Genomic DNA, 26,836 nt, shown 5'->3' on the forward strand with positions numbered 1-26,836 from the left:
AATTGGAATATTTTTCCAATATCTATCTGTAAGGAGAAGTAGCATGGCCCGTATGAGAGCTGTAGACGCAGCAATGTATGTTTTAGAAAAGGAAGGCATCAACACGGTGTTCGGTGTGCCGGGTGCAGCAATCAACCCGTTCTATTCGGCAATGCGCCAGCACGGCGCAATCCGGCACGTGCTGGCTCGTCATGTTGAAGGTGCGTCGCATATGGCGGAAGGGTATACCCGCGCCAGAGCCGGGAATATTGGCGTTTGCCTGGGGACATCCGGCCCGGCTGGCACGGATATGATTACGGCGCTGTATTCCGCTTCGGCCGATTCCATTCCCATTCTGTGCATTACCGGCCAGGCTCCGCGCGCAAAATTACATAAAGAGGACTTCCAGGCGGTGGATATTGAGTCTATCGCTAAGCCAGTCAGCAAAATGGCGGTAACGGTACGCGAGCCCGCGCTGGTACCGCGCGTGTTGCAACAGGCATTCCACGTGATGCGCTCGGGGCGGCCAGGCCCGGTACTGGTTGATTTACCTTATGATGTGCAGGTGGCGGAAATTGAATTTGATCCTGACAGCTATGCGCCGCTGCCGGTCTATAAGCCGACCCCGACGCGTATTCAAATCGAAAAAGCCATCGCGTTGCTAAATGCGGCGGAACGCCCAGTGATCGTAGCTGGCGGTGGAGTCATTAACGCCGACGCAGCGGCGCTGTTACAGCGCTTCGCTGAAATTACCCACGTTCCGGTTATCCCAACCTTAATGGGTTGGGGCGTGATTGCGGACGACCATGAACTGATGGCTGGGATGGTGGGCTTACAGACGGCGCATCGTTACGGAAACGCCACGCTGCTTGCTTCGGACATGGTGTTCGGGATTGGTAACCGCTTCGCTAATCGCCATACCGGTTCGGTTGAGAAATACACTGCCGGGCGGAAAATTGTTCATATCGATATCGAAGCCACGCAAATTGGCCGCGTGCTGTGCCCGGACTTAGGCATTGTCTCCGATGCTAAAGCCGCGCTTGAGATGCTGATTGACGTAGCGGAAGAGATGAAGCGCAGCGGTAAACTGGTGAACCGTGAGGCATGGGTCGCTGAGTGTCAGCAACGTAAACGCACGCTGCTGCGCAAAACGCACTTCACTGAGGTGCCGGTTAAGCCGCAACGCGTCTATGAAGAGATGAATAAAGCGTTTGGCCGCGATGTTTGTTATGTCACTACCATTGGGCTTTCGCAAATCGCCGCCGCGCAAATGCTCCATGTATTTAAAGAACGCCACTGGATCAACTGCGGACAGGCAGGCCCGTTAGGCTGGACGATACCGGCAGCACTGGGTGTTTGCGTCGCCGATCCGCAACGTAAAGTTGTGGCAGTCTCGGGAGACTATGATTTCCAGTTTATGATCGAAGAACTGGCGGTAGGCGCGCAATTTAATATTCCTTATATCCACGTACTGGTTAACAACGCGTATCTCGGGCTGATTCGCCAGTCGCAACGCGCCTTCGATATGGATTACTGCGTGCAGTTAGCGTTTGAGAATATTAACTCCAGTGAAGTCAATGGGTATGGCGTCGATCACGTCAAAGTGGTTGAGGGCCTGGGCTGTAAAGCGATTCGGGTATTTAAACCTGAAGATATCGCTCCCGCGTTTGCGCAGGCAGAAGCATTAATGAAAAAACACCGTGTTCCCGTGGTAGTGGAGATAATTCTCGAGCGGGTGACCAATATTTCTATGGGTAGTGAGCTTGATAATGTCACTGAATTTGAGGCAACTACCGATAACGCCGATGATGCCCCGACAGAAATCTGCTTTATGAAATATGAATAAGGAGAGGCAAAATGCTACGTTTTTCAGCTAATTTATCGATGCTTTTTCTGGAATATGATTTTCTTGACCGCTTTGAGTATGCAGCAAAGTGCGGGTTTCGCGCCGTGGAATTTATGTTTCCTTATGACTATGCGCCAGAAGTATTACAGGAAAAATTAGCGCGCTGGGAATTAAAGCATACGTTACATAATTTACCTGCCGGCGACTGGGCAAGCGGCGAACGCGGTATCGCCTGCATTCCGGGCCGTGAAGCCGAATTCCGCAACGGTGTCGCCCAGGCTATTGAATACGCAAATGCGCTGGGCAATAAAAAAATTAACTGTCTGATCGGCAAAGTTCCGCAGGATGCGTCGCCTGAGGCAGTCCATCAGACCGTGGTGAATAACCTGCGCTATGCCGCTGGCGAGCTTGAAAAACAGGGACTAATGCTGCTGATTGAGCCAATTAATCATTTTGATATCCCCGGATTTTTCCTTACCGGAACGGCTCAGGGGTTGGCGTTAATTTCAGAAGTTGGATATGGCAATGTACGCCTGCAATATGATATTTACCATATGCAGCGTATGGAAGGAGAATTAACCCAGACGCTGATTAACCAACTGCCGAAAATAGGCCACATTCAGATTGCGGATAATCCAGGGCGTGGCGAGCCGGGAACCGGAGAAATTAATTTCGATTATCTTTTTAACGTAATTAAAGCGTCTGATTATGATGGCTGGGTCGGGTGTGAATATAAACCCGTCTCGACCACTGAAAATGGGATTAGCTGGTTAACCCACGTACAATAATCTTATTTTCTCATCGTTGTTAATGGCTTCCTGATTCAGGAACGGGCAACTATTGCTCAAAAAAGCAAAAGGAAGGTTACATGAATATTGGATTCATTGGTCTTGGTATTATGGGTGCGCCCATGGCTTTACGCCTTGCACAGGCAGGGCATCAACTCTACGTGAGTAATTTAGGGCCGGTTGCCGCTGAGCTGCTAAATCTTGGCGCGAAAGTTTGCCCGACACCTCGGCTGGTCACTGAAAACGCCGACATCATTATTATTATGGTCCCGGACACGCCTCAGGTTGAAGATGTCCTGTTTGGTATGGAGGGGTGTGCCGAAACCAGCCTCAATGGAAAAACAATCGTTGATATGAGTTCGATATCGCCTGTCGAGACCAAACGTTTCGCGTTGAAGGTGATTGAGCTCGGCGGTGAATATCTTGATGCGCCGGTATCAGGCGGTGAGATTGGCGCACGCGAGGGGACTTTGTCCATTATGGTTGGTGGCAACCCGGATGTTTTTGACAAGGTCAAACCGCTTTTCGAATTAATGGGTAAAAACATCACCCTGATTGGCGGTAATGGGGACGGGCAAACCTGTAAGGTGGCGAACCAGATTATTGTCGCGCTGAATATTGAAGCCGTCTCGGAGGCGCTACTGTTTGCATCGAAGGCGGGTGCCGATCCTGGCCGGGTTCGTAAAGCGTTAATGGGCGGTTTTGCCTCTTCGCGTATTCTGGAGGTGCACGGCGAGCGAATAATCAAACGCACGTTCGCGCCCGGCTTTAAAATCGCTCTGCATCAAAAAGATCTTAATCTGGCATTACAGAGCGCTAAGGCGTTAGCGGTTAATTTACCCAATACCGCAACCTGCCAGGAATTATTTAATACTTGTGCCGCCAATGGCGGCAGTCAGTTGGACCATTCAGCGCTGGTACAGGCGCTGGAGTTAATGGCGAACCATAAAATCGCATAATAATAAGGGATGGCTCACGGGCCATCCTGACAAAAAAATAACAAATTTATTTTAACCGACAAGCTAAAGCTCATTGATGTTTTCCGATACGTGAAATTAGAGGGATTTATGGAAAATCAGGAACTAAAGCAAAGAGAGCTGTATCGTAGCAGAGGTTATAACGACGATCTTCTTCCTAAAACTGAACAGCAACGCACCTGGCGTGCAATAAACTACTTCACTTTGTGGATGGGATCGGTTCATAACGTACCAAATTATGTCATGGTCGGTGGTTTTTTTATTCTGGGGTTGTCAACGTTAAGTATTATGCTGGCTATTATTGTCAGCGCTTTTTTTATCGCTTTCGTCATGGTGATGAATGGCGCAGCCGGAACACGTTACGGCGTGCCGTTTGCCATGATATTACGCGCCTCCTATGGAATTAAAGGCGCGTTATTACCCGGGATTCTCAGAGGCGGTATTGCCGCTATTATGTGGTTTGGCCTGCAATGCTATGCCGGGTCACTGGCATTCTTAATTCTTATTGGCAAGATATGGCCCGATTTTTTAAGCCTCGGAGGCGATTTCAGTATTCTCGGGTTAAATTTACCGGGTTTAATTGCCTTTATTATATTCTGGGCCATCAACGTGATGATTGGTTTTGGCGGCGGCAGCGTATTGAATAAATTTACCGCTATTCTGAATCCGTGCATTTATATCGTGTTTGGCGGGATGGCGATCTGGGCGGTTAACCTGGTAGGGATTACCCCGATACTTGAGTACATACCCACCGGGGTAACGCAAAACGGCAACAGCGGGTTTTTAGTACTGGTGGTGATCAATGCCGTCGTTGCCGTATGGGCCGCGCCTGCGGTGAGCGCATCCGATTTTACCCAAAATGCCAAAGACTTTCGCCAGCAGGCGATTGGCCAGACGCTGGGGCTGGTGGTTGCCTATATTCTGTTTGCCGTTGCCGGGGTCTGTATTATTGCCGGTGCCAGCATTCATTACGGGGTAGACACCTGGAACGTGCTGGATATTGTGCAGCGTTGGGACAGTTTATTTGCATCCTTCTTCGCGGTACTTGTTATTCTGATGACCACCATCTCAACCAACGCCACCGGGAATATTATCCCGGCAGGTTATCAAATTGCGGCAATCGCACCGACTAAGCTGACCTATAAGAATGGCGTTATGATTGCCAGTATTATTAGTTTACTGATTTGTCCCTGGAAGCTCATGGAGAATCAGGACAGTATTTATTTATTCCTGGATATTATTGGCGGGATGCTGGGTCCGGTTATTGGTGTGATGCTGGCGCATTACTATATCGTTATGCGCGGTAATATTGATTTAAATGTCTTATACACTAAACCCGGCGATTACAAATTTTATGAGCATGGGTTTAATACCACTGCATTTGTTGTCACGGTTATTGCTGTCATTATCTCACTGGGCGGGAAGTTTATTCCGCTGTTAGAGCCGCTTTCACGTGTTTCCTGGTTTGTCGGCGTCATTGTGGCCTTTGGTTTATATGCTCTTTTCAAAGGAAAAACGCCGCGGGCGTCAATTGAAAAAAAACCGGCAGGACAAAATTAACGAAGTCACAAAAGTAGCAGTTGTAAGCAATATCTGTCTCAAACATCTACTCTATAAAACATGGAGAGTCTTATGTCATTCGATCTGATTATTAAAAACGGCACTGTTATTTTAGAGAATGAAGCCCTCGTTACCGATATCGCAATAAAGGATGGAAAAATTGCGGCGATTGGTGAAGGGTTGAGTGGCGCGGCAAACGTCATGGACGCCACCGGCCTGGTGGTATCTCCGGGCATGGTTGATGCGCACACCCATATTTCAGAACCCGGTCGTACGCACTGGGAAGGCTATGAAACGGGCACGCGTGCGGCGGCGAAAGGGGGTATAACGACGATGATCGAAATGCCGCTTAACCAGCTTCCCGCTACGGTAGACCGTGCTTCAATCGAAATGAAGTTCGATGCGGCAAAGGGCAAACTAACCATCGATGCCGCACAGCTCGGCGGGCTTGTGTCATACAACCTTGACCGTCTGCATGAGCTTGATGAGGTGGGGGTTGTCGGCTTCAAATGCTTTGTTGCCACCTGCGGCGATCGCGGTATCGACAACGATTTCCGCGACGTAAATGACTACCAGTTCTGGCGTGGCACAAAGACCTTAGCAGAGCTGGGTCAGCCGGTGCTGGTACATTGTGAAAACGCGCTGATCTGTGACGAACTGGGTGACGTGGCGAAGAAAGAAGGGCGGCTGACCGCGCACGACTATGTCGCTTCCCGTCCGGTCTTTACCGAAGTAGAAGCCATTCGCCGCATTTTGTATCTGGCCAAAGTCACAGGTTGCCGCCTGCATATTTGCCATGTCAGCAGCCCTGAAGGCGTCGCTGAAGTGACGCGTGCCCGTCAGGAAGGTCAGGACGTAACCTGCGAATCTTGCCCTCACTATTTTGTCCTCGATACCGGTATGTTTGAAGAAATCGGTACGCTGGCAAAATGTTCCCCGCCAATCCGCGATAAAGCAAATCAGCAGGGCATGTGGGAAAAATTACTGAATGGCGAAATTGACTGCCTGGTGTCCGATCACTCTCCATGCCCGCCGGAAATGAAGCAAGGCAATATTATGCAAGCCTGGGGCGGAATTGCGGGTTTGCAAAGCTGCATGGATGTGATGTTTGACGAGGCCGTGCAAAAACGCGGGATGCCGCTAACGCAATTCGCGCATTTGATGGCAACTAATGCAGCCGATATTTTTGGCCTGAAAAACAAAGGGCGTATTGCCCCTGGGAAAGACGCCGATCTGGTGTTTATCCAACCCAACTCTTCATATGTGCTGAAAAATGAAGATCTGGAATATCGTCATAAAGTCAGTCCTTACGTCGGGTTTACTATCGGCGCGCGGATCATGAAAACCATTTTACGTGGCGAAGTGATCTATGACATTGAGTCTGGTTTCGCCAGCAAACCGATCGGTAAATTCATTCTTAAACATCAGCAGTAGCCCTCACTGATAAAGCTGTGCTCATTATTGTGGGCACAGCATTTTTCGTTTTATGAAGGTAAGGATATTTAACGTGCTTAAGCTTAGCCGGGATAATGGGTTGTCAGGCTTTCAATGGTTATTTTTTATATTCTGCAATACGGTCGTCGTACCCCCGACGCTTAAATCCGCGTTTCATTTATCCGATCAATCCACTTTTATGCTGATGCAATACGCTTTTATCAGCACCGCGCTTGCCTGTCTGGTTCAGGTTATATGGGGTCATAAACGGGCCATCATGGAGGGCCCGACGGGTCTGTGGTGGGGGACGATCCTTAGCGTTACTTTTGCCGAATCTTCGCAGGGTACGTCGCTTGCCGATATCGGCGGAAGTTTTGCCGTGGGGATTTCTTTGGCGGGTTTGCTTACGGTGCTGGTGGGGATCAGTGGCCTTGGCCAGCGTTTTTCGCGGCTGTTCCGCCCGTCGGTGATGGTGGTCTTTATGTTTCTGCTAGGGGCGCAATTAGTCACAATTTTTCTTAAAGGCATGTTGGGATTGCCATTTGGCGTAGTAACCGGAAGCATCTCCATTAAGTGGTTACCCTTTACGTTAGCGTTAGCGGTTGTCATGTTAATTATTGCCATCATTGTATTTACCCCCCGTAGAATCGCAAAATTTGCCATTCTTATCGGCACTCTGATTGGCTGGATGTTTTATAAACTTTGGTTTGCTTCACCCGAACTGCTTTCAACCGCCGCCCCATGGCACTGGTTTCCACTTGGCGCACCAGAAAATATTAAGCCCGGCATTGTGATCACCGCTGTGTTGACCGGACTGGTCAATATTTCAAATACCTTTGGCGCTATTCGAGGGACCGATGTTTTTTATCCTGCGGCAGATGAGCAGGTTATTTATCGACGCAGTTTTATCGTTTCCGGTGCCATGACGATATTCACCGCGCCTTTAGGCGTGGTGCCCTTTTCGCCCTTCGTTTCCTCGGTAGGATTGATAACCCAGACTGAAGATGCCAGCCGTCGGTCATTTATCCTCGGTAGTCTGTTTTTTCTGTTAATTGCGGTGGTTCCATGGTTAACGCAGTTTTTTTGCGCTATTCCGCTCACCATTAGTAGCGCGGTGATGCTGGTAGCCTATTTGCCCTTACTCTGGTCAGCCTTACTGTTTGCCAAAATGGCAGAGTTAAGCCCGAGAACGATTTATCGAATCGCCATTCCCCTGTTTGTTGGTCTGTTTTTAATGAACATTCCGCCTGTGTTTTTATATGACATCCCTCTTACCCTGCGTCCGTTATTAAGCAACGGATTATTAATGGGCATATTACTGGCGGTACTGCTGGAAAATCTGTTGCCCTGGGACCGCTTTAAATAATGAGCTTTTAATTAAGGATGAACCAATGAAAATTGTCATTGCTCCCGATTCATTCAAAGAAAGTCTGAGCGCGCAGCGCTGCGCCCTGGCGATTAAAAAAGGGTTTAAAGAAATATTCCCGGATGCGCAATACCTGTGTTTGCCGATTGCTGACGGAGGAGAAGGAACGGTGGACGCTATGGTTGCCGCTACCCATGGCCGTACGGTTAGCGTTAACGTCACCGGGCCGATGGGGCTGCCAACGTCAGCCTGTTATGGCGTTACCGGCAATGGCGAAACCGCGATTATCGAAATGGCTTCTGCCAGCGGATTGATGCTGGTTAAGCCGGAACAGCGCAACCCGCTACTCGCGACAAGTTATGGCACCGGCGAGCTTATTGCGCACGCGCTGGACAGTGGCGTGCGCCATATCATTCTGGGGATTGGCGGGAGCGCGACGGTGGATTGTGGAATGGGTATGGCTCAGGCGCTGGGCGTGCAGCAGAGGTCAGTCCCTGGGCTTTGGCGGCGGTGAGTTAATCCGCCTGGCAAAAGTCGATATGAGCCAATGCCATCCGTTACTGGCCGGGTGTCGTATCGATGTCGCCTGCGATGTTGAAAACACCCTGACCGGGCCGAACGGCGCGGCGGCGGTATTTGGCCCTCAAAAGGGCGCAACGTCGGAAATGGTCGCGCAGCTTGAAGCGGGGTTGTGCCACTTCGCCAGCCAACTGGCTGCCCTAACCGGGATTGATATCCATAATCTCAAAGGGGGCGGCGCGGCGGGTGGCATGGGCGTGGCCGCCTGCGTATTTCTGCATGCCACCCTCACGCCGGGTATTGATATTATTATGCAGGCCGTTGGCCTGGAGCAGGCGCTGCGCGATGCGGATTTAGTGATTACCGGAGAAGGGCGTCTCGATAGTCAGACCGTGGGCGGCAAAGCGCCGATTGGCGTTGCCCGGCTGGCGCGCCGCTATCAGGTACCTGTAATCGGTATTGCCGGGGTGTTGGGTGAAGGTGTGGAAATGGTATACCCGCACGGAATCGACGCGGTATTCAGTATTCTTCCCCGGCTTGCACCGTTACCGGTGGTGCTGGCTGAAGGGGAAATTAATCTGGCGCAGAGCGCGCGTAATATTGCACAGGCGATAAAACTCGGCCAGACATTCGCCCGTTAATTCCCTTTCTGACTTTACGATAAAAAAGACCACGGTTTTCACCGTGGTCAAACCGACTTGCTAAAAGAAACGTTTAAATTTCGACGTCACGGTGACAATCTTTTGAATAAATATAACTGAATGTTTCGCTACCAACGCCATAGCCTGCCTGTAATGAATAAGCACCCATGAATATGTAATCGCCTTTTTTCACCGGCACCCACTCATTATCAAGATTGTACATCCCCTGGCCGCTAAGAATATAAGCGCCGTGCTCCTGAACATGGGTTTCGATATAGCCATGCGATGCGCCAGGTTCAAAGGAAAGAATATGCATGTTCATATCAAAATCGATTTCTTTCGGCAGGAAGTCCTGCAGTATGACGTTGCTCATTCCTTCATACTGAATACGTTCCAACTGGCTGGTGTTGCCGCTAACGCGCCATGGTGCCCGACCCTCAATGCCTGTATAACGACGCTTGTATAAAAAGAGCTGGCTCGTCCCGCTACTGGCATTGGTGAAGGTCATTTTCTCCCCTGGCGGGCAATACAGATACCCCCCCTGCGTCAGCGAGTATCGCTCATCGCCCGCGCAGGCGCTGATTGCGCCGCTAATCACATATAAGAAGGTTTCAATGCCAGGTGCGCCAAAGCCCTGAGCATTGCCGCCGCCCGGATGCAGAGTAACTAAATAATCGACAAAGGTTGCACCCAGTTTGGGAGTAGACAGAATAGTGACATCACAATTTTCAAAACCGGGAATAATGTTTTTGACCAGTCCGTCTGGCGTGATTAACGCGTAATTGCCACGCTTAACAATCGCCCGTGACATCAATAAGTCCTGGGGATAGCCCGTATTATTATTTAAATAACCCATTCGCTGTTACTCCTCTGGTTTATACGCTAATTCATAAAGCATCATGGCCAGGGTTTTTACCCCCAGCGCCAAATCGTTAATATCCGTTGCTTCTGCCGGGTTATGGCTGATGCCCTTAATACTCGGCATAAAAATCATGCAGGTTGGCACCGCCTCGGCAAATATCTGCGCATCATGACCCGCGCCGCTGTGCATCAGGCGATAGCAAATATCTTGCTGGCGGCACACGCGCTCAAGCTTTGACACCAGACCGGCATTCATCGGAATGGGGGCTTCATCCATCCACAAGTCGATATCGATTTCGATATTCATCTCGCGGCAAATAGCCTGCATATCCCGTTCGAGTTGCCCGGTAAACGCGATCAGTTGTCGACCGTCAGTGTGGCGACAATCAATGGTAAACACCGTTTTACCAGGTACCACGTTTACCGTGTTGGGCTGAGGCTCCACCTTACCGAAGGTCAACACCAACGGGTCTCCTGCCAGGCGAGCTTTGCCAATCGATTCCACGCAGATACGACTAAATGCCTGCACGGTATCGCGCCGATAGCTCATTGGTGTACTGCCCGCGTGATTGGATTCGCCGCTGAGCGTCACGGTATAACGGCGCTGCCCGACAATGGCGGTGACCACGCCAATCGACTGTTGGTTAGTTTCCAGTACCCGGCCTTGTTCGATATGCAGCTCGACAAAGGCTTTGATATCGTTACGCGGCTTCAGCGGCGCGTTCGGCAGGGTAAAGCCGCACTCCCGCATCGCATCCACAAAACGTATCCCCTGCGCATCGCAGATTTCGCGTACATCGTCCGGGTTGGCATGGCCGAGAATATTTTTGCTGCCCCAAAAAACATAGGGGAAACGGCTGCCTTCTTCTTCCGCCAGTGACACCACTTCCAGGGTGCGTAAAGGGGCACCGTAAGTTTCATTGAGCCAGCGGATCGCTATCCACGCGGCCAGCGCGCCGAATTGGCCGTCAAGATTGCCACCGTTCACCACGGTATCGATATGCGAACCGCTTAGCACCACCTCATCGGGATAACGGCTGCCTACTACGCGGCCAAACAGGTTTCCTACCGCGTCAAAGTAAGTTTCGAAACCGCTTTGCGCCATCTGCTTGCGCAATTCACGTTGGGTTTCAAGCCAGGCGGGTGAATAGAGCAACCGGGTAATTCCGCCATCAGGATCGGCACCGATTGCCGACAGCCAGGGCAGCTCACGGGCGACGGCGTCTTTAAAAACATTCATTGTTTTGCCTCACTGTTTATTGTGCGAAAGGCGTCCCTGTTTGATAAGAACGGGTATATAACGCATCGGAAATTAAGTAGTCGTAAATTTCATCTACGACCTCTATACCGTTTTTAAGCGATTCTTTTTCATATAGATCGAGGTTTTGTCCCGGATAATACACCTGGCTAAATCCCGGCGCGGGCGTGATGGCATTCAGTTCACGTAATGTGTCGCTGATATGGCGGCGGAACAGATCCTGGGCTGAGAAAAATGCCGGATTAATCACCAAATGCAGTTGGCCAAGATTGCGCCCGGCGGTTAAATCTTCATACATGGAACTGACATGCTTGCCGAAGGGTAAACCCAGCAGGATGCCAGACAGCATGTCGATCATCATCATCAGCCCATAACCTTTGGGGCCTGCGGCGGGAAGAAGCGCATTGACGGCAAACGGGTCGGTTGTCGGTTTGCCCTGGCTGTCTACGGCCCAGGTGTCGGGGATGGTTTCATGCCTGCTACGCGCATCAAGAATTTTTCCCCACGCCTGCACCGTGGTCGCCATATCAAACGTCACTATTTCATCGCCTTCGCCGGGAGCGGCAAAAGCGAGAGGGTTGGTGCCATAATAGATTTCAGCGCCACCGAACGGCACCACCATCGGGTCAGACTGACACACCGATAACCCAATCAACCCCGCCCGGGCGGCTTGTTGCACGAACCAGGACAACGCGCCGCTGTGGCCCATTTGGCGAATACCCACCACCGCCACGCCATTTTCCCGCGCCATGGTGATGGCGTGCTCCATGCCCAGCTTTGCTGCCACCTGGCCTGAGGCATTATCCGCATGTAACACGGCGCTGCACGGGCCGGTTTGTTCAAACCTGAACTCAGGGTGGCAGTTAGTGCCGCCGCGCGAGATGCGCTCCGCGTAGTATTCAACCCGCACGGCTCCGTGGGAGTGGATGCCTCTGGCATCAGCAAATACCAGCACCTCTGCGACGATAGCGGCATGTTTGTCCTGCAGACCAGCAGCCGTTAATTTTTTTTTAATTAGCTCGTGAAGTATTTCCCGACTGACTTTCATCTGTCTTCCTTTTTTACGGTGAGAGCCTTAATAAGGCCAGCATACGTAATAAACTGACTGAAATTGTGATCCAGATAAATAAAGCGTCATCGTTAGAATTAATTTAATAATCGACCTGATTTCTGTAAGTAAATTTAATTAATCAACGCCTTTAAATAAATTGCTTCAATAAGGGATGGACTGTTTGAATTTATTTGTCAATCCGCCGGGTGTGATGACTGTCACCAAAAATAATAGCCTGGCGATTAGATTGATAAAAAGCCTGTCCGTGAATGAAATTTGTTTGCAGTATTTATGTTAATGAGGAATAGATAATGATTCATGCCTTTATTAAGAAAGGATGCTTCCAGGATTCCGTTAGCTTAATGATTATTTCTCGCCAGTTAAGTGAATCAGACGATGTTGATGATGTTTCAATCATGATGGGAACGCCAGCCAATAAGTCGCTGCTGGAGAATACCGGTTTTTGGCATCCGGACTTTTTAACTGCCACGCCAAACGACGTTTGCGTCGCTATTCGTACCCGCTATGACGATGGCGTAATGGTAGAGACGGTTCGCCAAAAGTTCGAGGAGGCGCTGAAGACGTTAGCGCAGGGCAACGCTGGCGGTAGCCGCCTCGTTCAGGCGCGCCGTTGGGAAAGCGCATGCCAAAAATTGCCTCAGGCCAATTTGTTGCTGATTTCCGTGGCCGGGGAATACGCAGCGGAGCTGGCACAGCAGGCGCTGGATAACCAAAAGAACGTCATGATTTTTTCCGATAACGTGCCGCTGGAACAGGAGATCGCCTTAAAAACGGCGGCACAAAAAAAGGGGCTTATCGTGATGGGGCCGGACTGCGGTACCGCAATCCTGGCCGGGACCCCGCTGGCTTTTGCCAATGTGATGCCCCAGGGCGATATTGGCGTTATTGGCGCATCGGGTACCGGTATTCAGGAGTTGATCTCCCAGATTGCTCTGGCGGGCGAGGGAATAACTCATGCCATCGGCCTGGGCGGGCGCGATCTGAGTGCTGAGGTTGGAGGAATTAGCGCATTAAGCGCGCTGGATATGCTGAAAGCCGATCCTGAAAGTCGCGTACTGGCTTTTGTCTCCAAACCTCCCGCCGATGCCGTGCGTCTCAGGATAATGGAGGCGATGCACGCCACCGGTAAGCCTGTGGTCGCGCTATTTCTTGGGCACCCGGTAACACAGCGCCGGGTCGGTAATGTCTGGCTCGCCAGTACCCTCGACGAAGCCTCGCGCCTGGCGTGCCTGTTAGCCCGCGTAGCGCGCCGGAGTGCTGAGCTGTCCTGTATTCCCGGCGGGAAAATTTGTGGGCTGTATACCGGCGGTACGCTGGCCGCTGAAGCCGCGATGCTTCTGGCAGAACAGCTTGGCGTTACGCTCAATCCAGCCCACCCACAAGGCACCATGCTGAAGGCCGATGGTCACCGGATCATCGATTTAGGAGATGATTTTTACACCGTCGGCAAACCCCATCCGATGATTGATCCCACCCAGCGTAATCACCTGATTGAAGGGCTGGCGCAGCGTCCAGAAATCGGGGTGCTGTTGCTGGACATCGTCATCGGTTATGGCGCTCAGGCCGATCCTGCAGGGGCGCTGGCCGCATCGCTGGAAATCTGCCGCCGCCGGGAAACGCCGCTCGCCATCATCGCAACCGTCACCGGTACTGAACAGGACCCTCAGGGCCGTTCGGCGCAAATCGCTGCGCTGCGCACTGCAGGAGTGACGGTGGTCGATAGCCTGGTTGAGGCCGTACTGCTGGCTTATTCATTGATTCAGTCACCGCCAAAACCCTGCCATGCCGAACTGCCGGCGTTATTACAGCAGGTTTCGGTAATTAACGCCGGGCTGCGTAGCTTCGCGCAGGATCTTCAGAAGTCAGGTTGTCCGGTGGTTCATTACCAGTGGGGCCCCGTTGCGGGTGGCAACAAGAAACTGGCTCATCTATTAGCGCGTTTAAAATAAGAGGTTGATATGTACACATCTGTTGCACTTGCCAATGCTGCTGTAATTGAAAAAATTCGCAACGCCCGTCCTCACTGGCTGGATGTTCAACCCGCAGGTTGCGTCATAGACGATCTTAATCAGGGAATGACGCTGCTGCACGCCGGCCCGCCGCTACGCTGGGACGAGATGACCGGCCCGATGCAGGGAGCCTGCGTGGGTGCCTGCCTGTTCGAAGGATGGGCAAACGATGAGACTGCGGCCCGCCGTCTGCTGGATAACGGCAACGTGCGGTTCGTGCCTTGCCATCATGTTAATGCCGTCGGGCCTATGGGAGGGATTACCTCGGCCAGTATGCCGGTACTGGTGGTTAAAAACCTGACTGACGGGAATTACGCCTACTGCAACCTGAATGAAGGTATAGGCAAAGTGATGCGCTTTGGCGCTTATGGCGAGGACGTTCAGCAACGCCTGCGCTGGATGCGCGACGTCCTGTCGCCGATACTGAGTATGGCGCTGGGCACCCTGGAAGAGGGACTCGATCTGGGTGCGATGATGGCGCAAGGCATTACCATGGGAGATGAATTTCATCAGCGCAATATTGCGACCTCCGCGCTGCTCATGCGCACCCTGGCTCCCATTATTGTGCGCCTGGATTGCCCGCGCCAACAGTTAGCCGAGGTGCTGGATTTCCTCAAAGTCACCGACCAGTTTTTCCTCAATATTGCGATGGCCTACTGCAAAGCGGCGATGGACGCGGGCGCGCAAGTCAAAGCCGGTAGCGTGGTCACGGCGATGACCCGCAACGGAAAAATGTTTGGCATTCGCGTCAGCGGCCTGGGCGATCGCTGGTTTACTGCGCCGGTGAATATGCCGCAAGGACTTTTTTTCACCGGTTATTCCCAGCAACAGGCGAATCCTGACATGGGAGACAGCGCCATAACCGAAGCGTTTGGCATCGGCGGCGCGGCGATGATTGCCGCGCCGGGGGTGACGCGTTTTGTCGGTGCTGGAGGAATGGATGCCGCGCAAAGCGTTTCTGACGAGATGGCGGAAATCTACCTGGATCGCAATAGTCAGCTCGCCATTCCAGGGTGGGATTTCCAGGGAGCCTGTCTGGGCCTGGACATTCGCCGCGTCGTTGAAACCGGCATTACGCCGCTTATCAACACCGGTATCGCCCATCAGCAAGCGGGTATCGGCCAGATTGGCGCGGGCACCGTACGTGCGCCGCTGGCCTGTTTTGAACAGGCGCTGGAAGCGCTTGGCGAGTCGATGAATGTCTACTGATAACACCAGCCTTCCGGGCGCAGCCGCTGCGCCCGTTTTTCTCTCATTCATTTAACAAGGATCGCGGATGAAAACATTGGTTATTGCACTCGGCGGCAACGCGCTGCTTCAGCGTGGAGAAGCGCTGACATGGGAAAATCAATACCTCAATATTGATAAAGTTGCCGCATCGCTTGGTCGGTTAGCGCAAAAATACCGCCTGGCGTTAGTTCACGGTAACGGCCCGCAGGTGGGGATGCTGGCGTTACAAAATGCCCAATGCCAGCACGCGGAACCCTGGCCGCTGGATGTACTGGTTGCGGAAAGCCAGGGCATGATTGGCTATATGCTGGCACAGCGCCTGGCGGCCCAGCCGGGCATGCCGAACATCACCACCGTATTGACGCGTATTGAAATCGACCCCAACGATCCCGCCTTTGACGATCCGGGTAAATTTATCGGTCCGGTATACGCCCGGGAGCAGCAGGATGAACTGGAGCAGCGCTACGGCTGGCAAATGAAAACCGATGGCCACTGGGTGCGTCGGGTTGTCCCTTCGCCGCGCCCGAAAAAAATCCTCGACAGTGATGCCATCAAGCAACTTCTGGAAAGCAAGCATATGGTGGTGTGTTGCGGGGGTGGCGGTATTCCCGTGGCAAACGGCGCGCACACCGAAGCGGTCATCGATAAGGATCTTGCCGCAGCGTTACTGGCGCAGCAGTTGAATGCCGACGGGCTGATTATTCTCACCGATGCGGACGCGGTATATGCGCACTGGGGTACCGAAAAACAATACGCTATTCGGGTGGCGACGCCGGAGCAACTTGCGCCGCTTGTCAAAAATGACGGTTCGATGGGGCCAAAAGTGGCCGCTGTCAGTGATTTTGTCCGCAGCCAAAAGAAAAGTGCCTGGATTGGCGCGCTGGATCAAATCGATTTGATTCTCGCAGGGCGGGCGGGAACCTGTATTCGTTATGCCCCTGACTAACGGCGTAAGCAGGCCAGCGGAGCGGGCAAATGCGCCGCTCCGCTCCTCGTCATCGCTTGCTTTTAAAAAGGTGCTTCCTTATCCTTCATGCGTAATTTGACTCGGGGTGCCCTGCATCAAAGAAGGCTGAGAAATACCCGTACCACCTGATCTGGATAATGCCAGCGTAGTTTTGGGGGCATCAACGGATGTAAAAGCAGTCACCAGGCAGGATATTAAGCAGGTGAATAAAGAAGCCGATAGCGCCAGATTGTGTATGGTGGTTACTTCCCCATATGGCGATGTTATCCCTACAACCGATCTCACCATTTGCAGGATCAAGATATATTTTCTAAGAAGATAATCCCTGCTAAGTGAGTGATTTTCATTTCTTAAAATCTTTCAATAAAGAAAAAATTTCAACTATTTTAAAATTTGGATACAACGTAGCATCCGGCCAAAACAATATGATAATTTTTTCAAATTTACCGATAAGAGAATAATAAATTTTAACAAAACTCCCTCGTCAGTGAAGGAGCAGAATTAAAATTAGTAATCAAAAGCCAAATCCAACACCTGCGCCCAGAGCAAGATCATCGTTAGTGCTTTCGCTTATACCTGCTTTCACTGTAGCGCTACCAGCATGGAAAGAAGCACCTACGCTAACAGCTTGCTCATCTTTAAAGCTACCTACGCCAGCAGAGAACATGAATTTTTGACCTGCTTCCACTTGAGGCATAGAGGCGATGGCGACAGCAGAAGCTACACCGCTACGCGCTTCTTTCTTATTACCTTCTACTTTATCGCTCAACGATTTGAATCGTGCATTAGATGCTGTTTGCTGTTTAGCAAATACGCTCTTAGCATCTTGCAGATCTTTAGCTACACTTGCAGCCTGGTTAGTGGTGGTGCTGATTTGCTGGCTATTGGCTGCTACTTTAGCTTGAGTAGCCGTGTCTACTTGCACTTTATTAATGGTGGTGGTAATTCCGTCTTTCCCGTCTAACCCATCTTTACCATTATTACCATCTTTACCCGCTACGCCTTGCGCCCCGTCTTTCCCATCTTGCGGCTTAGGCGCATTCTCAAGCGCTGCAATCCGGCTATCTTGACGGGATTGATCAGTATCAAACTCAGGCTTACTAACCTTTGTGTCAATATTACGCTGTAAAACCAGGTCAGCGACATGACGCTGATTTGCCTCACCAGTAATAGCTGAGGTGTTATTATCGACTTTCCCTTGCATGGTGATAATGTCAGAGCCGTTTTTAACTACCCCTTGCAAAGCAGCATCAGCTTTATCATCTGCGGTTTTAATCTGATCATCACGAAGTAAGTTTTCCTGATTGGTTTTGAGGATAGCACTACGGTTATCAGCAATGCGATCCTCATGGTCGATTGCAACAGCATTTTGTTGCTGGTTTACTGTTTCCAGATCCCAACCGTTAGAGAATTTAACATCAGAAGCCGCTACATCAGCAGCTTTTACAGAACCAGAGCAAACAGCACCAAACACAACCACAGCCAGAATTGAACGTTTCATTTTTTAATTAATTCTCTAGATTAGAAAGACTTACCTTCTTTAAGCCGAATGAAACCTCATTGATGTATAACATCAATGTCAGGTTGTATCTTTTTTAGTAACGCGAAGTAAGTATCCCGGAGAATAGTCATTAAAAGTTTGATGTAGATCACATAAAGCACGAATAGCTAAACAGGTAGGATGAGACAAACTGGCATTATCCAAAATTAATCAAATAGATACGTTAACAAGTGGTAGATGGATGAGAGGAAAAAATATATCTCCCTATAATTTTAAAAAAATAAATTGCAAAAATTACTCAATTCAATTCTATGTGAAGTAACTTAAAGTTATTCTTATTCCGCAATCCTGAATTAGATAATAAAGAGAATTGCAAGCAGCCATACAAAATCACCTATGATATAAGCCTGGCTATTAAGTAAATGTTGATGATTCTCTTTGCTGTATGAATTCAAAGCCATTTGAATTTGTTTTATTGTTAAATGCTAACAATTCGACATTATACAATTCTACGATATCAATCACTCCCTTCTAGCCATTTGTAAGCCGGACTGTACATCTGCAATGATACTGGATTAGCTTACCCTTACGTATCTCTCTCACGTCATACAGGCCGGATAATCCCTTCTTTCTCACGTCAATATAGCTTGTGGTAATTCTTACGGTAAATATGTGGTAATTGTTTATTGCACGCTCAATTCATTGTATCAAAATTAACACTCGGTTATAATCCGCTAAACACTTGAATCTTGTGTAATTTGACTCGGGGTGCCCTTCATCAAAGAAGGCTGAGAAATACCCGTACCACCTGATCTGGATAATGCCAGCGTAGGGAAGTCAGATACCTGCCGGGTATCCCTTCTTCACAGCCTGGCAGGAGCGAAACATGCAACCTGACCTGCTTTCCCCCGCGCATACCGCGCACGTCGCCAGCCAGCTGGCTACCCACTCGCCGCTTATTCACTGTCTGACCAATCAAGTCGTGCAGTCTTTTACCGCCAACGTGTTGCTGGCGGTGGGCGCGTCGCCCGCTATGGTGGTCGATCACGAAGAGGCGCTGGCGTTTAGCGCCATTGCCGATGCGCTGCTGATCAATATCGGCACCCTGACCCGCGAGCAGGCGCTGGCGATGCGGGCGGCGATTGACGGCGCTAACCGCGCGGGCAAACCCTGGACGCTCGATCCGGTCGCCGTGGGCCCGCTGGCGTTTCGCAGCCGCTTCGCCCGGGAAATCCTTGCGCAAAAACCGGCGGCGATCCGCGGCAACGCCTCGGAAATCCTCGCCCTGGCCGGCAACGGCACAGGCGGGCGCGGCGTGGATACCACTCAGGCCGCACAGGAAGCGGTGAGCGCGGCCCGCGAACTGGCCCAGCAAACCGGGGCGATAGTGGCGGTGACGGGCGAGGTGGATTACGTTACCGATGGCGATCGTACCCTGACCATTAACGGCGGCGATCCGCTGATGACGCGGGTAGTGGGCACCGGCTGCGCGCTATCCGCCGTGGTCGCAGCGGCCTGCGCCTTGCCGGGCTCCCGGCTGGAAAACGTCGCGGCGGCATGCGGGATTTTCGCGCTGGCGGGCAAGCGGGCGGCAGCGCAAAGCCAGGGGCCGGGCAGCTTCCCGTCTCTCTTTCTCGACGCGCTGTACCAGCTGCATATGGAGGGGGCATGATGAAACGCATTAACGCTCTGACCATTGCCGGTACCGATCCCAGTGGCGGCGCGGGTATCCAGGCGGATTTAAAAACCTTCTCCGCGCTGGGAGCCTATGGCGCGACGGTGATCACCGCGCTGGTGGCGCAAAACACCTGCGGCGTGCAGTCGGTGTATCGCATCGAGCCGCATTTTGTGGCGGCGCAGCTTGATTCCGTGTTCAGCGACTTACGTATCGATACCGTGAAAATCGGCATGCTGGCGGAGACGGACATTGTTGATGCAGTCGCCGAACGGCTGGCGCATTACCGGGTCGCCAACGTGGTGCTGGACACGGTGATGCTGGCGAAGAGCGGCGATCCGCTGCTGTCGCCGTCGGCGGTGGCGACCCTGCGCGAGCGGTTGTTGCCTCATGTCGCGCTGATCACCCCCAACTTACCCGAAGCCGCCGCGCTGCTGGATGCGCCCCACGCCCGCAATGAGCTGGAGATGCATCATCAGGGCGAAGCGCTGCTGGCGCTCGGCTGCGAAGCAGTGCTGATGAAAGGCGGCCATCTTGATGATCCGGAAAGCCCGGACTGGCTGTTTACTCGCGACGGCGCAACGCGCTTTACCGCGCCGCGCATCGCCACTAAAAACACTCACGGCACCGGCTGTACGCTCTCGGCGGCGCTGGCGGCGTTGCGCCCGCGTCATCAAAACTGGGCGGATACGGTGGTGGAAGCCAAAGCCTGGCTCTCGGCGGCGCTGGCGGCAGCGGATTCGTTAGAGGTGGGGCAGGGCATCGGTCCGGTACACCATTTCCACGCCTGGTGGTAGCAGGGTTCGCCAGGCTAATACCACTGGTATTATACTGGCGATATTCTTCCTCAGGATGAGAGACGTATGGAACCCGCTCATAATCATTTGATTGAACAGCTTATCGCGCGGTTTGCGTTGCCCGATAATACCCCGCTATACCTGAAATTCGCCCAAACGGTCAAAGACGCCGTGCGCAGCGGCGCGCTGGAACATGGCAATATCCTGCCCGGCGAACGCGATCTGAGTCAGTTAACCGGCGTATCGCGAATTACCGTGCGTAAAGCGATGCAGGCGCTGGAGGACGAGGGCGTGGTCACGCGTTCGCGCGGCTACGGTACGCAAATCAATAATATTTTTGAGTATTCGTTAAAAGCGGCGCGCGGCTTTTCTCAGCAGGTGATGCTGCGCGGCAAAAAGCCTGACACGTTGTGGGTTAATAAACGCGTCATTCCCTGCCCGGAGGACGTGGCGGCGGAGCTCAACGTGGCGGCAAAGAGCGACGTGTTTTTGCTTAAGCGCATTCGCTATGTGGATGATGATGCCGTGTCGATTGAAGAATCCTGGGTTCCGGCTGCGTTAATTGATGACGTGGACGCCATCGGCGTTTCGCTGTACGACTATTTTCGCAGCCGCCAGATCCACCCGCAACGCACCAAAAGCCGGGTCAGCGCCCGGATGCCGGATGCGGACTTTCAGGCGCATATTCAGCTCGACAGCAAAGTGCCGGTGCTGGTGATTAAGCAGGTGGCGCTCGATCAACAAAACCGGCCGGTCGAATACAGCATCAGCTACTGCCGCAGCGATCTATACGTCTTTGTCTGCGAGGAGTAGCTGTCGGGTAAGTTCCGCGCGGTCCGGCGCGCAGTCGCCGCCGCGGTGGCTGACCACATACGACGCGACCGCATTGCCGAGCCTGACAGCCTGCGCCAGCGTCCAGCCCGCCGCCAGCCCGGCCAGCGTACCGCCAGCATGGCTGTCTCCTGCGCCGATAGTATCTACCACCCTGGCGCGAAACGCCGCCACATGGCAGGCGTCAGCACCGTCAAAACACCACGCGCCTTCTTTATCAAGACGGATAATCAGCGGGGCCGCGTAGCGTTCAAACCAGGCGCGGCCAAGCGTTTGTGGATCGGCGGCGACATTGAGATGCTCCGCCGCGATGGCCGCCTCCTGGCGATTCAGCGACACGATGGGGCGGCAGGCCATGATTCGCTGGAGCAGGTCCGGCGGAATATCGGCAATGCGCGGACCAAAGTCGATAAACGGCGTCACGTCTTTCAGCTGTTCCAGCCAGGCAACCAGCCGTTCGCCGCAGGGCGCGGCAAGCTGATAACCGGAAAGCGAGACCAGGCTGCGGGCGGGAACGCACAGGCTGTCCAGCCATTGCGCCCGCCACTGATTCTCGACGCCGCTGAACGACATAAACGTCCGTTCGCCATCCGGCTCCACCAGCGCCAGGCACCAGCCATTATCGCCCTCGTCGGTATTGATGGCGCTGACGATGCCGCGCGCCGTCAGCGACTGGCGAATGATATCGGCCCATACTCCCCGGCCCAGAGGCAACGCGTTTTGCGCCGTCACCCCCAGACGGGACAGCGCCACGGCGATATTCAGCGCGCAGCCGCCGATGTTGACGCTCTGCTGTTGCAGTTCGATATCACAGCCGCGCCACGGCAGAGCGTAGGCATCGGCGATCACGTCGATCACCGCCGCGCCAATCACCGTGACCGGCCTGGCGGCGGTTAACGTTTCCAGCGCATCCGTCAGTTCGCGGGCGTTCATTGCGCCTCCCGGCGGGCACGATAACCCAGCAGCGCTTCGCTGTAGCGACTGAAATCAAGCTGGTTGGCATCGTCCAGTTGACGTTTAAGATCGCTGTCGATGCCCGCCATGCCGTGCAGCGCGCCGCAAATTGCCGTCGCCATTGCGCCAATGGTATCGGTATCGCCGCCAAGGTTGGCGCACAGCACCGCGCAGCGCTGCGGATCGGTCTGCGCCAGTTCCACCATCGCAATGGCGCAGGCGACGGATTCAAGGGTGCTGGTGCCCGCGCCGATGACCTGATACAGCCGCTCGGAAATGGATTCGCTGCCGGAACCTTCTCTTACGATCTGTAACGCCAGTTCGATACGCGCCGCCAGCGATGCGCTAAAGGTGGTGATCCGCTGTTCCTGGGCGTAGCGCGCCACGCAGGGCAGGGCATCGACGATGGTTTGCCAGCTTGCGCCGTCAATCGCGCGTGATACCGCCCAGGCAATCACCGTCGCCCCCGCGATCGCCAAATCCGATTTATGGGTCGGACTGGAGGCGAGACGCACGTTAGCGACAAAATCCTCCAGCGGAGCCGCAGGCAGCAGGCAGCCCAGCACCGAGGCGCGCATCGCTGCGCCGTTGGTCACGCCGTTGTTCTCCAGTTCGCTGACCGGCGTGCCCTGGCGGATAGCGTTGAGCGCGATTTTTGATGTTGGCCCCAACACGTTTTTATTAAAAGCATCGAAACCTTCCGCCCAGCGCAGAATATGCCGGCCAATCACATCGGGATTGATATCGCCGTCGCATTCCAGCAGCGCATCGGCAACCGCCAGCGTCATCGCGGTATCGTCAGTGAATTCCGCGCGTTTGAAGTAGCAGGCGGCATTATTTTCCGCCGGGCCGGGTAAAAATCGGTCAATCCAGCCAAAGTGCGTTTTCACGCGGCTACGCGGCCATAATTCGGAGGGCATGCCCAGGGCATCCCCTAAAGCCTGGCCATATAAGGCGCCGAGAATACGCGTTTGTTTCATTTTGCTTCCTCTGTCTGTAGTGCGGTGGTGTCGCTTTCCACGGCGATGGGGCGGATCTCGCGATCGGATTCACGGAAAAACAGCATAAACAGTATCGTGATGACGGCGATCATCGCCGCGCCGAATCCCCACATCCCTGCCCAGTTGAAGGTCAGGCCGTTGACGGGCGGATTATAAGCGAACATTTTTTCCATCATCACGCCGCCCAGGCGATAGCCGAGCAGGCTACCGAAGCCCTGGCAGCACAGGGTAATCAGCCCCTGCGCGGCGGTGCGCATATGTACCGGCGCTTTTTTGTCGACGTAGATATAGGCGGTCACGTAGTAGAAGTCATAGCTGACCCCGTGCAGCAGAATGCCGAGGAACAGCAGTCCGTAAGTCAAGTAGTGGTCCGCGCCGCCATAAACGAAGAAGCCATAGCGGATGGCGGCAGTGATTAAGCCCAGCAGCAATACCTTCTTAATACCAAAACGTTTGGTGAAGAAGGGCAGCGCCAGCATAAAGAAAATTTCGGAGAACTGGCCCAGCGTCATCCAGCCGGTGGCGTTTTGCATCCCGACTTCGGTCAGATAGCCGTTGGCGAAGATGTAATAGAAGGCCAGCGGCATCGCGAACAGGAATGAGCAGAAGAAAAACACCAGAAAATTTCTGTCGCGCAGCAGGATGATGGCATCCAGACCGAGCATGACTTTCAGGCTCAGTTTGCCGGTGCTCTTCGGCGGGGTATTGGGTAAAAACAGGGCGTAAACGCCCAGCAATGCGGAGCTGGCGGCGGTAATCAACAGAGGAATATTGGTTGGCGAGATATCGTCATAGCCGATCAATTGCGGCAGAAAACCGCACACCAGGCCAGATGCGATCCAGCCAATCGTGCCCATCACCCGGATGCGTGGAAAATCACGTTCAACATCACCGACATTAGAAAACGCGATGCTGTTGGTCAGGGCGATGGTCGGCATATAGGTCAGGGAATAGGCCAGCAGCAGCGGAAAGAACAACGCGAACTCCGTCTGCTGCGCCGCCAGATACATCAGGATCGCCCCGGCGAACATCAATACCGCCAGCACTTTCTGGGCAGCGAAAAAGCGATCGGTCAGCGAGCCGACCAGGATGGGCGACAGGATGGCTGCAATGGCGGTACAGGCATAAGACCAGCCGATTTCACCGGCGCTGAATCCGCTTTTACTTAAAAACAGCCAGAGCGGTACAAACCAGGCGCCCCAGATAAACCATTCAACAAACATCATGAATGAGAGTTTCAGATTGGTTTTCATTGTTTATGTTTCCTGCGTTGTAGGGTACACCTTGAAGATACCATTCAATAATACCTTTGAAATACCTTTGAGCTTTTTTTTTGAGCAGGGTAACAGTTTTCAAGCTTAGCGTGCAGAAAGGCGACAGGCGAAAAATGCGCCAGCTGGTGGAAAATAGTTCGGTTGAGTATCAGACTTAGTGCTGCCCGCAACCCTGCGGGCACAGAATATTTCACCATATTGAGGAACTTACGGGAGCGTATTATGACTGATATTGCGCAGTTGCTTGGCAAAGATGCCGATAGCCTGTTACAGCATCGTTGTATGACCATTCCGGCAGACAATCTCTACCTGCCCGGCGCGGACTATGTCGACAGAGTGATGATTGACAATAACCGTCCGCCTGCGGTGCTGCGAAACATGCAAACCCTCTACAACACCGGGCGGCTGGCGGGGACAGGTTATCTGTCGATTCTGCCGGTTGACCAGGGCGTAGAGCATTCGGCAGGCGCCTCGTTTGCTGCCAACCCGCTCTATTTCGATCCGAAAAACATCGTGGAACTGGCGATTGAAGCGGGCTGTAACTGTGTTGCCTCGACGTATGGCGTGCTGGCATCGGTGTCGCGCCGCTATGCTCACCGCATCCCGTTTTTAGTGAAACTCAACCACAACGAAACCCTGAGTTACCCGAACACCTATGACCAGACGCTATACGCCAGCGTTGAACAGGCTTTTAATCTCGGCGCGGTTGCCGTCGGTGCGACCATCTATTTCGGCTCTGAAGAGTCGCGTCGCCAGATTGAAGAAATCTCTGCGGCATTTGAGCGCGCCCATGAACTGGGTATGGTGACGGTGCTGTGGGCTTACCTGCGTAATTCCGGCTTTAAGAAAGACGGCGTCGATTACCACGTCAGCGCCGATCTTACCGGCCAGGCTAACCATCTGGCGGCCACCATCGGCGCGGATATCGTGAAGCAGAAAATGGCGGAAAATAACGGCGGCTATAAAGCGGTAAATTACGGTTATACCGACGAGCGCGTGTACAGCAAATTAACCAGCGATAATCCTATCGACCTGGTACGTTATCAGCTGGCGAATTGCTATATGGGCCGCGCCGGGTTAATTAACTCCGGCGGCGCGTCAGGCGGTGAAGCCGATTTAACCGATGCGGTACGTACCGCAGTGATTAATAAACGCGCCGGGGGCATGGGGCTTATTCTGGGGCGTAAAGCCTTTAAGAAATCCATGGCTGATGGTGTGAAATTAATTAATGCGGTTCAGGATGTTTATCTGGATAGCAAAGTCACCATCGCCTGATAATGATATCGCCGGACGGAACTCAGCGCCGTCCGGTCACGGCATGCTACCTCTGAAATAGCGCTCGTGCATTCTTAACTGCGCCATATAAGAAAAATAATTTTCACTCCTTCCCGCATGCTTCTGTCTGCTGTTAATGTTTTAATTTATTTAAAAACATAAAGTTACCTTCATTAAGCGGTGACGATAAGAGCGTTTTCCTTAATTAAGCCCTTCCATGTATAGCCTTAATAAAATAAAGGTTTAAATTGCTAAGAAAATTCCTATCATAAAAAACGGCACCAGGGAAAATATATCCAACATCATGACCTCTCAGGGTTTCTGGTTACCTTAACGGGCATAACGTTAATGAGATCCACAGATATCGCCATGCTTATTTTAGGCATGGCGCAGGACGGTGCTTTTTATAAAAACAGATGCGCTGAGTCGCTAATTAAATAAGGATTATCAATGAAAAAGATCGGTCTGATTAAAAAAGGGTTCGCGTTAAGCGGCGCGATGAGTTTATTCGTGGCGTGTTCTGCGATGGCGGATTCCGCCAACACCATTACTTTTCGTGGCGAAGTGACGGAGCAAACCTGTTCCGTCACCGTTAACGGTTCGGCAGCGCGTCCGGTGGTATTACTGCCGACGGTAAATAAAAACGAGCTGGCGAATTTAGCGGATACCGCCGGGCTCACCACCTTCACTATGGGCGTAAGCGGCTGTGCCACCGGCAGTGCGGATATGCAGCTTAAAACGCTGTTTATCGGCACCAATGTGACCACCAGCGGCAACCTGGCCAACTCGGGCGATGCGCAAAACGTTGAACTGCAACTGCTGACCGACAGCACCGGCACCACGGCGATTGATCTGCGCACCCTGCAAGCCGTTGACGGCATTGTGTTACGTGCAGGCGAGACGGCGGGCGAGCACGATTTCGCGGTTCAGTACTTCACGCCAACCGGCAGCGCAACGGCGGGTACCGTGGTGGGTGCCGTGCAGTACGCGATTTCCTACCTTTAAGGCGTAACACGGGAGC

Annotated in this window: 21 protein-coding genes, 1 pseudogene and 1 riboswitch; of the genes and pseudogenes, 15 read left to right on the forward strand and 7 right to left on the reverse strand. The window is 52.7% G+C overall.

What is annotated here, in order from left to right:
• Window positions 1–43: 43 nt before the first annotated feature.
• The 7 genes and pseudogenes from gcl (at window position 44) to FND52_RS08125 (ending at window position 9,110) form a co-directional block, all read left to right on the forward strand.
• A complete protein-coding gene (gene gcl, locus FND52_RS08095) occupies window positions 44–1,825 on the forward strand; it encodes a glyoxylate carboligase (protein WP_144130407.1) in 1,782 nt (593 codons plus the stop codon).
• Between the two features lie 11 nt (window positions 1,826–1,836).
• Window positions 1,837–2,613 carry a hydroxypyruvate isomerase gene (gene hyi, locus FND52_RS08100; protein WP_125291669.1) on the forward strand — a complete coding sequence of 259 codons (777 nt, stop codon included), beginning with the start codon at window positions 1,837–1,839 and terminating at the stop codon, window positions 2,611–2,613.
• 80 nt (window positions 2,614–2,693) lie between these two features.
• Entirely contained in the window at window positions 2,694–3,572 is an 879-nt protein-coding gene (gene glxR, locus FND52_RS08105; RefSeq protein WP_144130409.1) for a 2-hydroxy-3-oxopropionate reductase, read from the forward strand.
• A gap of 108 nt (window positions 3,573–3,680) precedes the next feature.
• Window positions 3,681–5,150 carry an allantoin transporter gene (locus FND52_RS08110; protein ID WP_144130411.1) on the forward strand — a complete coding sequence of 490 codons (1,470 nt, stop codon included), beginning with the start codon at window positions 3,681–3,683 and terminating at the stop codon, window positions 5,148–5,150.
• A gap of 72 nt (window positions 5,151–5,222) precedes the next feature.
• Window positions 5,223–6,584, forward strand: coding sequence for an allantoinase AllB (allB, locus tag FND52_RS08115; protein WP_125291672.1), 1,362 nt, complete (start codon window positions 5,223–5,225; stop codon window positions 6,582–6,584).
• Window positions 6,585–6,648: 64 nt separating this feature from the next.
• Entirely contained in the window at window positions 6,649–7,950 is a 1,302-nt protein-coding gene (locus tag FND52_RS08120; RefSeq protein ID WP_144130570.1) for a uracil/xanthine transporter, read from the forward strand.
• 25 nt (window positions 7,951–7,975) lie between these two features.
• Window positions 7,976–9,110 (forward strand): annotated as a pseudogene (locus FND52_RS08125) (glycerate kinase).
• 73 nt (window positions 9,111–9,183) lie between these two features.
• Here FND52_RS08125 and allE read toward each other — a convergent pair.
• Genes allE through allD form a run of 3 tightly spaced genes read right to left on the reverse strand, consistent with a single transcriptional unit; the run spans window position 9,184 to window position 12,277 of the window.
• Window positions 9,184–9,966, reverse strand: a complete 783-nt coding sequence (gene allE, locus FND52_RS08130; protein ID WP_144130413.1) for a (S)-ureidoglycine aminohydrolase — start codon at window positions 9,964–9,966, stop codon at window positions 9,184–9,186.
• Window positions 9,967–9,972: 6 nt separating this feature from the next.
• Complete coding sequence (allC, locus tag FND52_RS08135; protein WP_144130415.1) at window positions 9,973–11,211, reverse strand: allantoate deiminase; 1,239 nt, start codon at window positions 11,209–11,211, stop codon at window positions 9,973–9,975.
• A 16-nt stretch (window positions 11,212–11,227) separates the two neighbouring features.
• Complete coding sequence (allD, locus tag FND52_RS08140) at window positions 11,228–12,277, reverse strand: ureidoglycolate dehydrogenase (RefSeq protein WP_144130417.1); 1,050 nt, start codon at window positions 12,275–12,277, stop codon at window positions 11,228–11,230.
• Between the two features lie 314 nt (window positions 12,278–12,591).
• Here allD and fdrA point away from each other — a divergent pair, with 314 nt between their 5' ends.
• The 3 genes from fdrA to FND52_RS08155 all read left to right on the forward strand — a co-directional run bounded on the left by fdrA (window position 12,592) and on the right by FND52_RS08155 (window position 16,486).
• Window positions 12,592–14,250, forward strand: coding sequence for an acyl-CoA synthetase FdrA (gene fdrA, locus FND52_RS08145; protein WP_144130419.1), 1,659 nt, complete (start codon window positions 12,592–12,594; stop codon window positions 14,248–14,250).
• Between the two features lie 9 nt (window positions 14,251–14,259).
• Window positions 14,260–15,519, forward strand: a complete 1,260-nt coding sequence (locus FND52_RS08150) for a YlbE family protein (protein WP_144130421.1) — start codon at window positions 14,260–14,262, stop codon at window positions 15,517–15,519.
• A gap of 67 nt (window positions 15,520–15,586) precedes the next feature.
• Window positions 15,587–16,486, forward strand: a complete 900-nt coding sequence (locus tag FND52_RS08155) for a carbamate kinase (RefSeq protein ID WP_144130423.1) — start codon at window positions 15,587–15,589, stop codon at window positions 16,484–16,486.
• Between the two features lie 535 nt (window positions 16,487–17,021).
• Here FND52_RS08155 and FND52_RS08160 read toward each other — a convergent pair.
• Window positions 17,022–18,008 carry a YadA C-terminal domain-containing protein gene (locus FND52_RS08160; RefSeq protein ID WP_144130425.1) on the reverse strand — a complete coding sequence of 329 codons (987 nt, stop codon included), beginning with the start codon at window positions 18,006–18,008 and terminating at the stop codon, window positions 17,022–17,024.
• 754 nt (window positions 18,009–18,762) lie between these two features.
• Window positions 18,763–18,860: riboswitch (TPP riboswitch) on the forward strand.
• Window positions 18,861–18,894: 34 nt separating this feature from the next.
• On the opposite strand from FND52_RS08160, the gene thiM reads away from it, so the two are divergent.
• The 3 genes from thiM (at window position 18,895) to FND52_RS08175 (ending at window position 21,293) form a co-directional block, all read left to right on the forward strand.
• On the forward strand, window positions 18,895–19,680 hold the full coding sequence (gene thiM, locus FND52_RS08165; RefSeq protein ID WP_144130427.1) for a hydroxyethylthiazole kinase: 786 nt from the start codon (window positions 18,895–18,897) through the stop codon (window positions 19,678–19,680).
• Window positions 19,680–20,480, forward strand: coding sequence for a bifunctional hydroxymethylpyrimidine kinase/phosphomethylpyrimidine kinase (gene thiD / locus FND52_RS08170; protein WP_125291683.1), 801 nt, complete (start codon window positions 19,680–19,682; stop codon window positions 20,478–20,480). The genes thiM and thiD overlap by 1 nt, the downstream gene beginning before the upstream one ends.
• 66 nt (window positions 20,481–20,546) lie before the next feature.
• The gene (locus FND52_RS08175) at window positions 20,547–21,293 is read left to right on the forward strand and encodes a GntR family transcriptional regulator (RefSeq protein ID WP_125291684.1); all 747 of its coding nucleotides are present in this window, start codon (window positions 20,547–20,549) and stop codon (window positions 21,291–21,293) included.
• Here FND52_RS08175 and FND52_RS08180 read toward each other — a convergent pair.
• Genes FND52_RS08180 through FND52_RS08190 form a run of 3 tightly spaced genes read right to left on the reverse strand, consistent with a single transcriptional unit; the run spans window position 21,267 to window position 24,519 of the window.
• Entirely contained in the window at window positions 21,267–22,244 is a 978-nt protein-coding gene (locus FND52_RS08180; RefSeq protein ID WP_144130429.1) for a PfkB family carbohydrate kinase, read from the reverse strand. The two genes, FND52_RS08175 and FND52_RS08180, sit on opposite strands and share 27 nt — an antisense overlap.
• Complete coding sequence (locus tag FND52_RS08185; RefSeq protein ID WP_144130431.1) at window positions 22,241–23,245, reverse strand: ADP-ribosylglycohydrolase family protein; 1,005 nt, start codon at window positions 23,243–23,245, stop codon at window positions 22,241–22,243. Before FND52_RS08185 ends, FND52_RS08180 begins: the two co-directional genes overlap by 4 nt.
• Window positions 23,242–24,519 (reverse strand): nucleoside permease, encoded by a 1,278-nt coding sequence (locus FND52_RS08190; RefSeq protein WP_144130433.1) that lies wholly within the window; start codon window positions 24,517–24,519, stop codon window positions 23,242–23,244. The genes FND52_RS08185 and FND52_RS08190 overlap by 4 nt, the downstream gene beginning before the upstream one ends.
• Before the next feature lie 243 nt (window positions 24,520–24,762).
• Here FND52_RS08190 and fbaB point away from each other — a divergent pair, with 243 nt between their 5' ends.
• Entirely contained in the window at window positions 24,763–25,815 is a 1,053-nt protein-coding gene (gene fbaB, locus FND52_RS08195; protein WP_125291688.1) for a class I fructose-bisphosphate aldolase, read from the forward strand.
• A 450-nt stretch (window positions 25,816–26,265) separates the two neighbouring features.
• The gene (locus FND52_RS08200) at window positions 26,266–26,820 is read left to right on the forward strand and encodes a fimbrial protein (RefSeq protein WP_144130435.1); all 555 of its coding nucleotides are present in this window, start codon (window positions 26,266–26,268) and stop codon (window positions 26,818–26,820) included.
• Window positions 26,821–26,836: the final 16 nt, after the last annotated feature.

The organism is Atlantibacter subterraneus (assembly GCF_007570865.1).
Classification (GTDB): Bacteria; Pseudomonadota; Gammaproteobacteria; order Enterobacterales; family Enterobacteriaceae; genus Atlantibacter; species Atlantibacter subterraneus.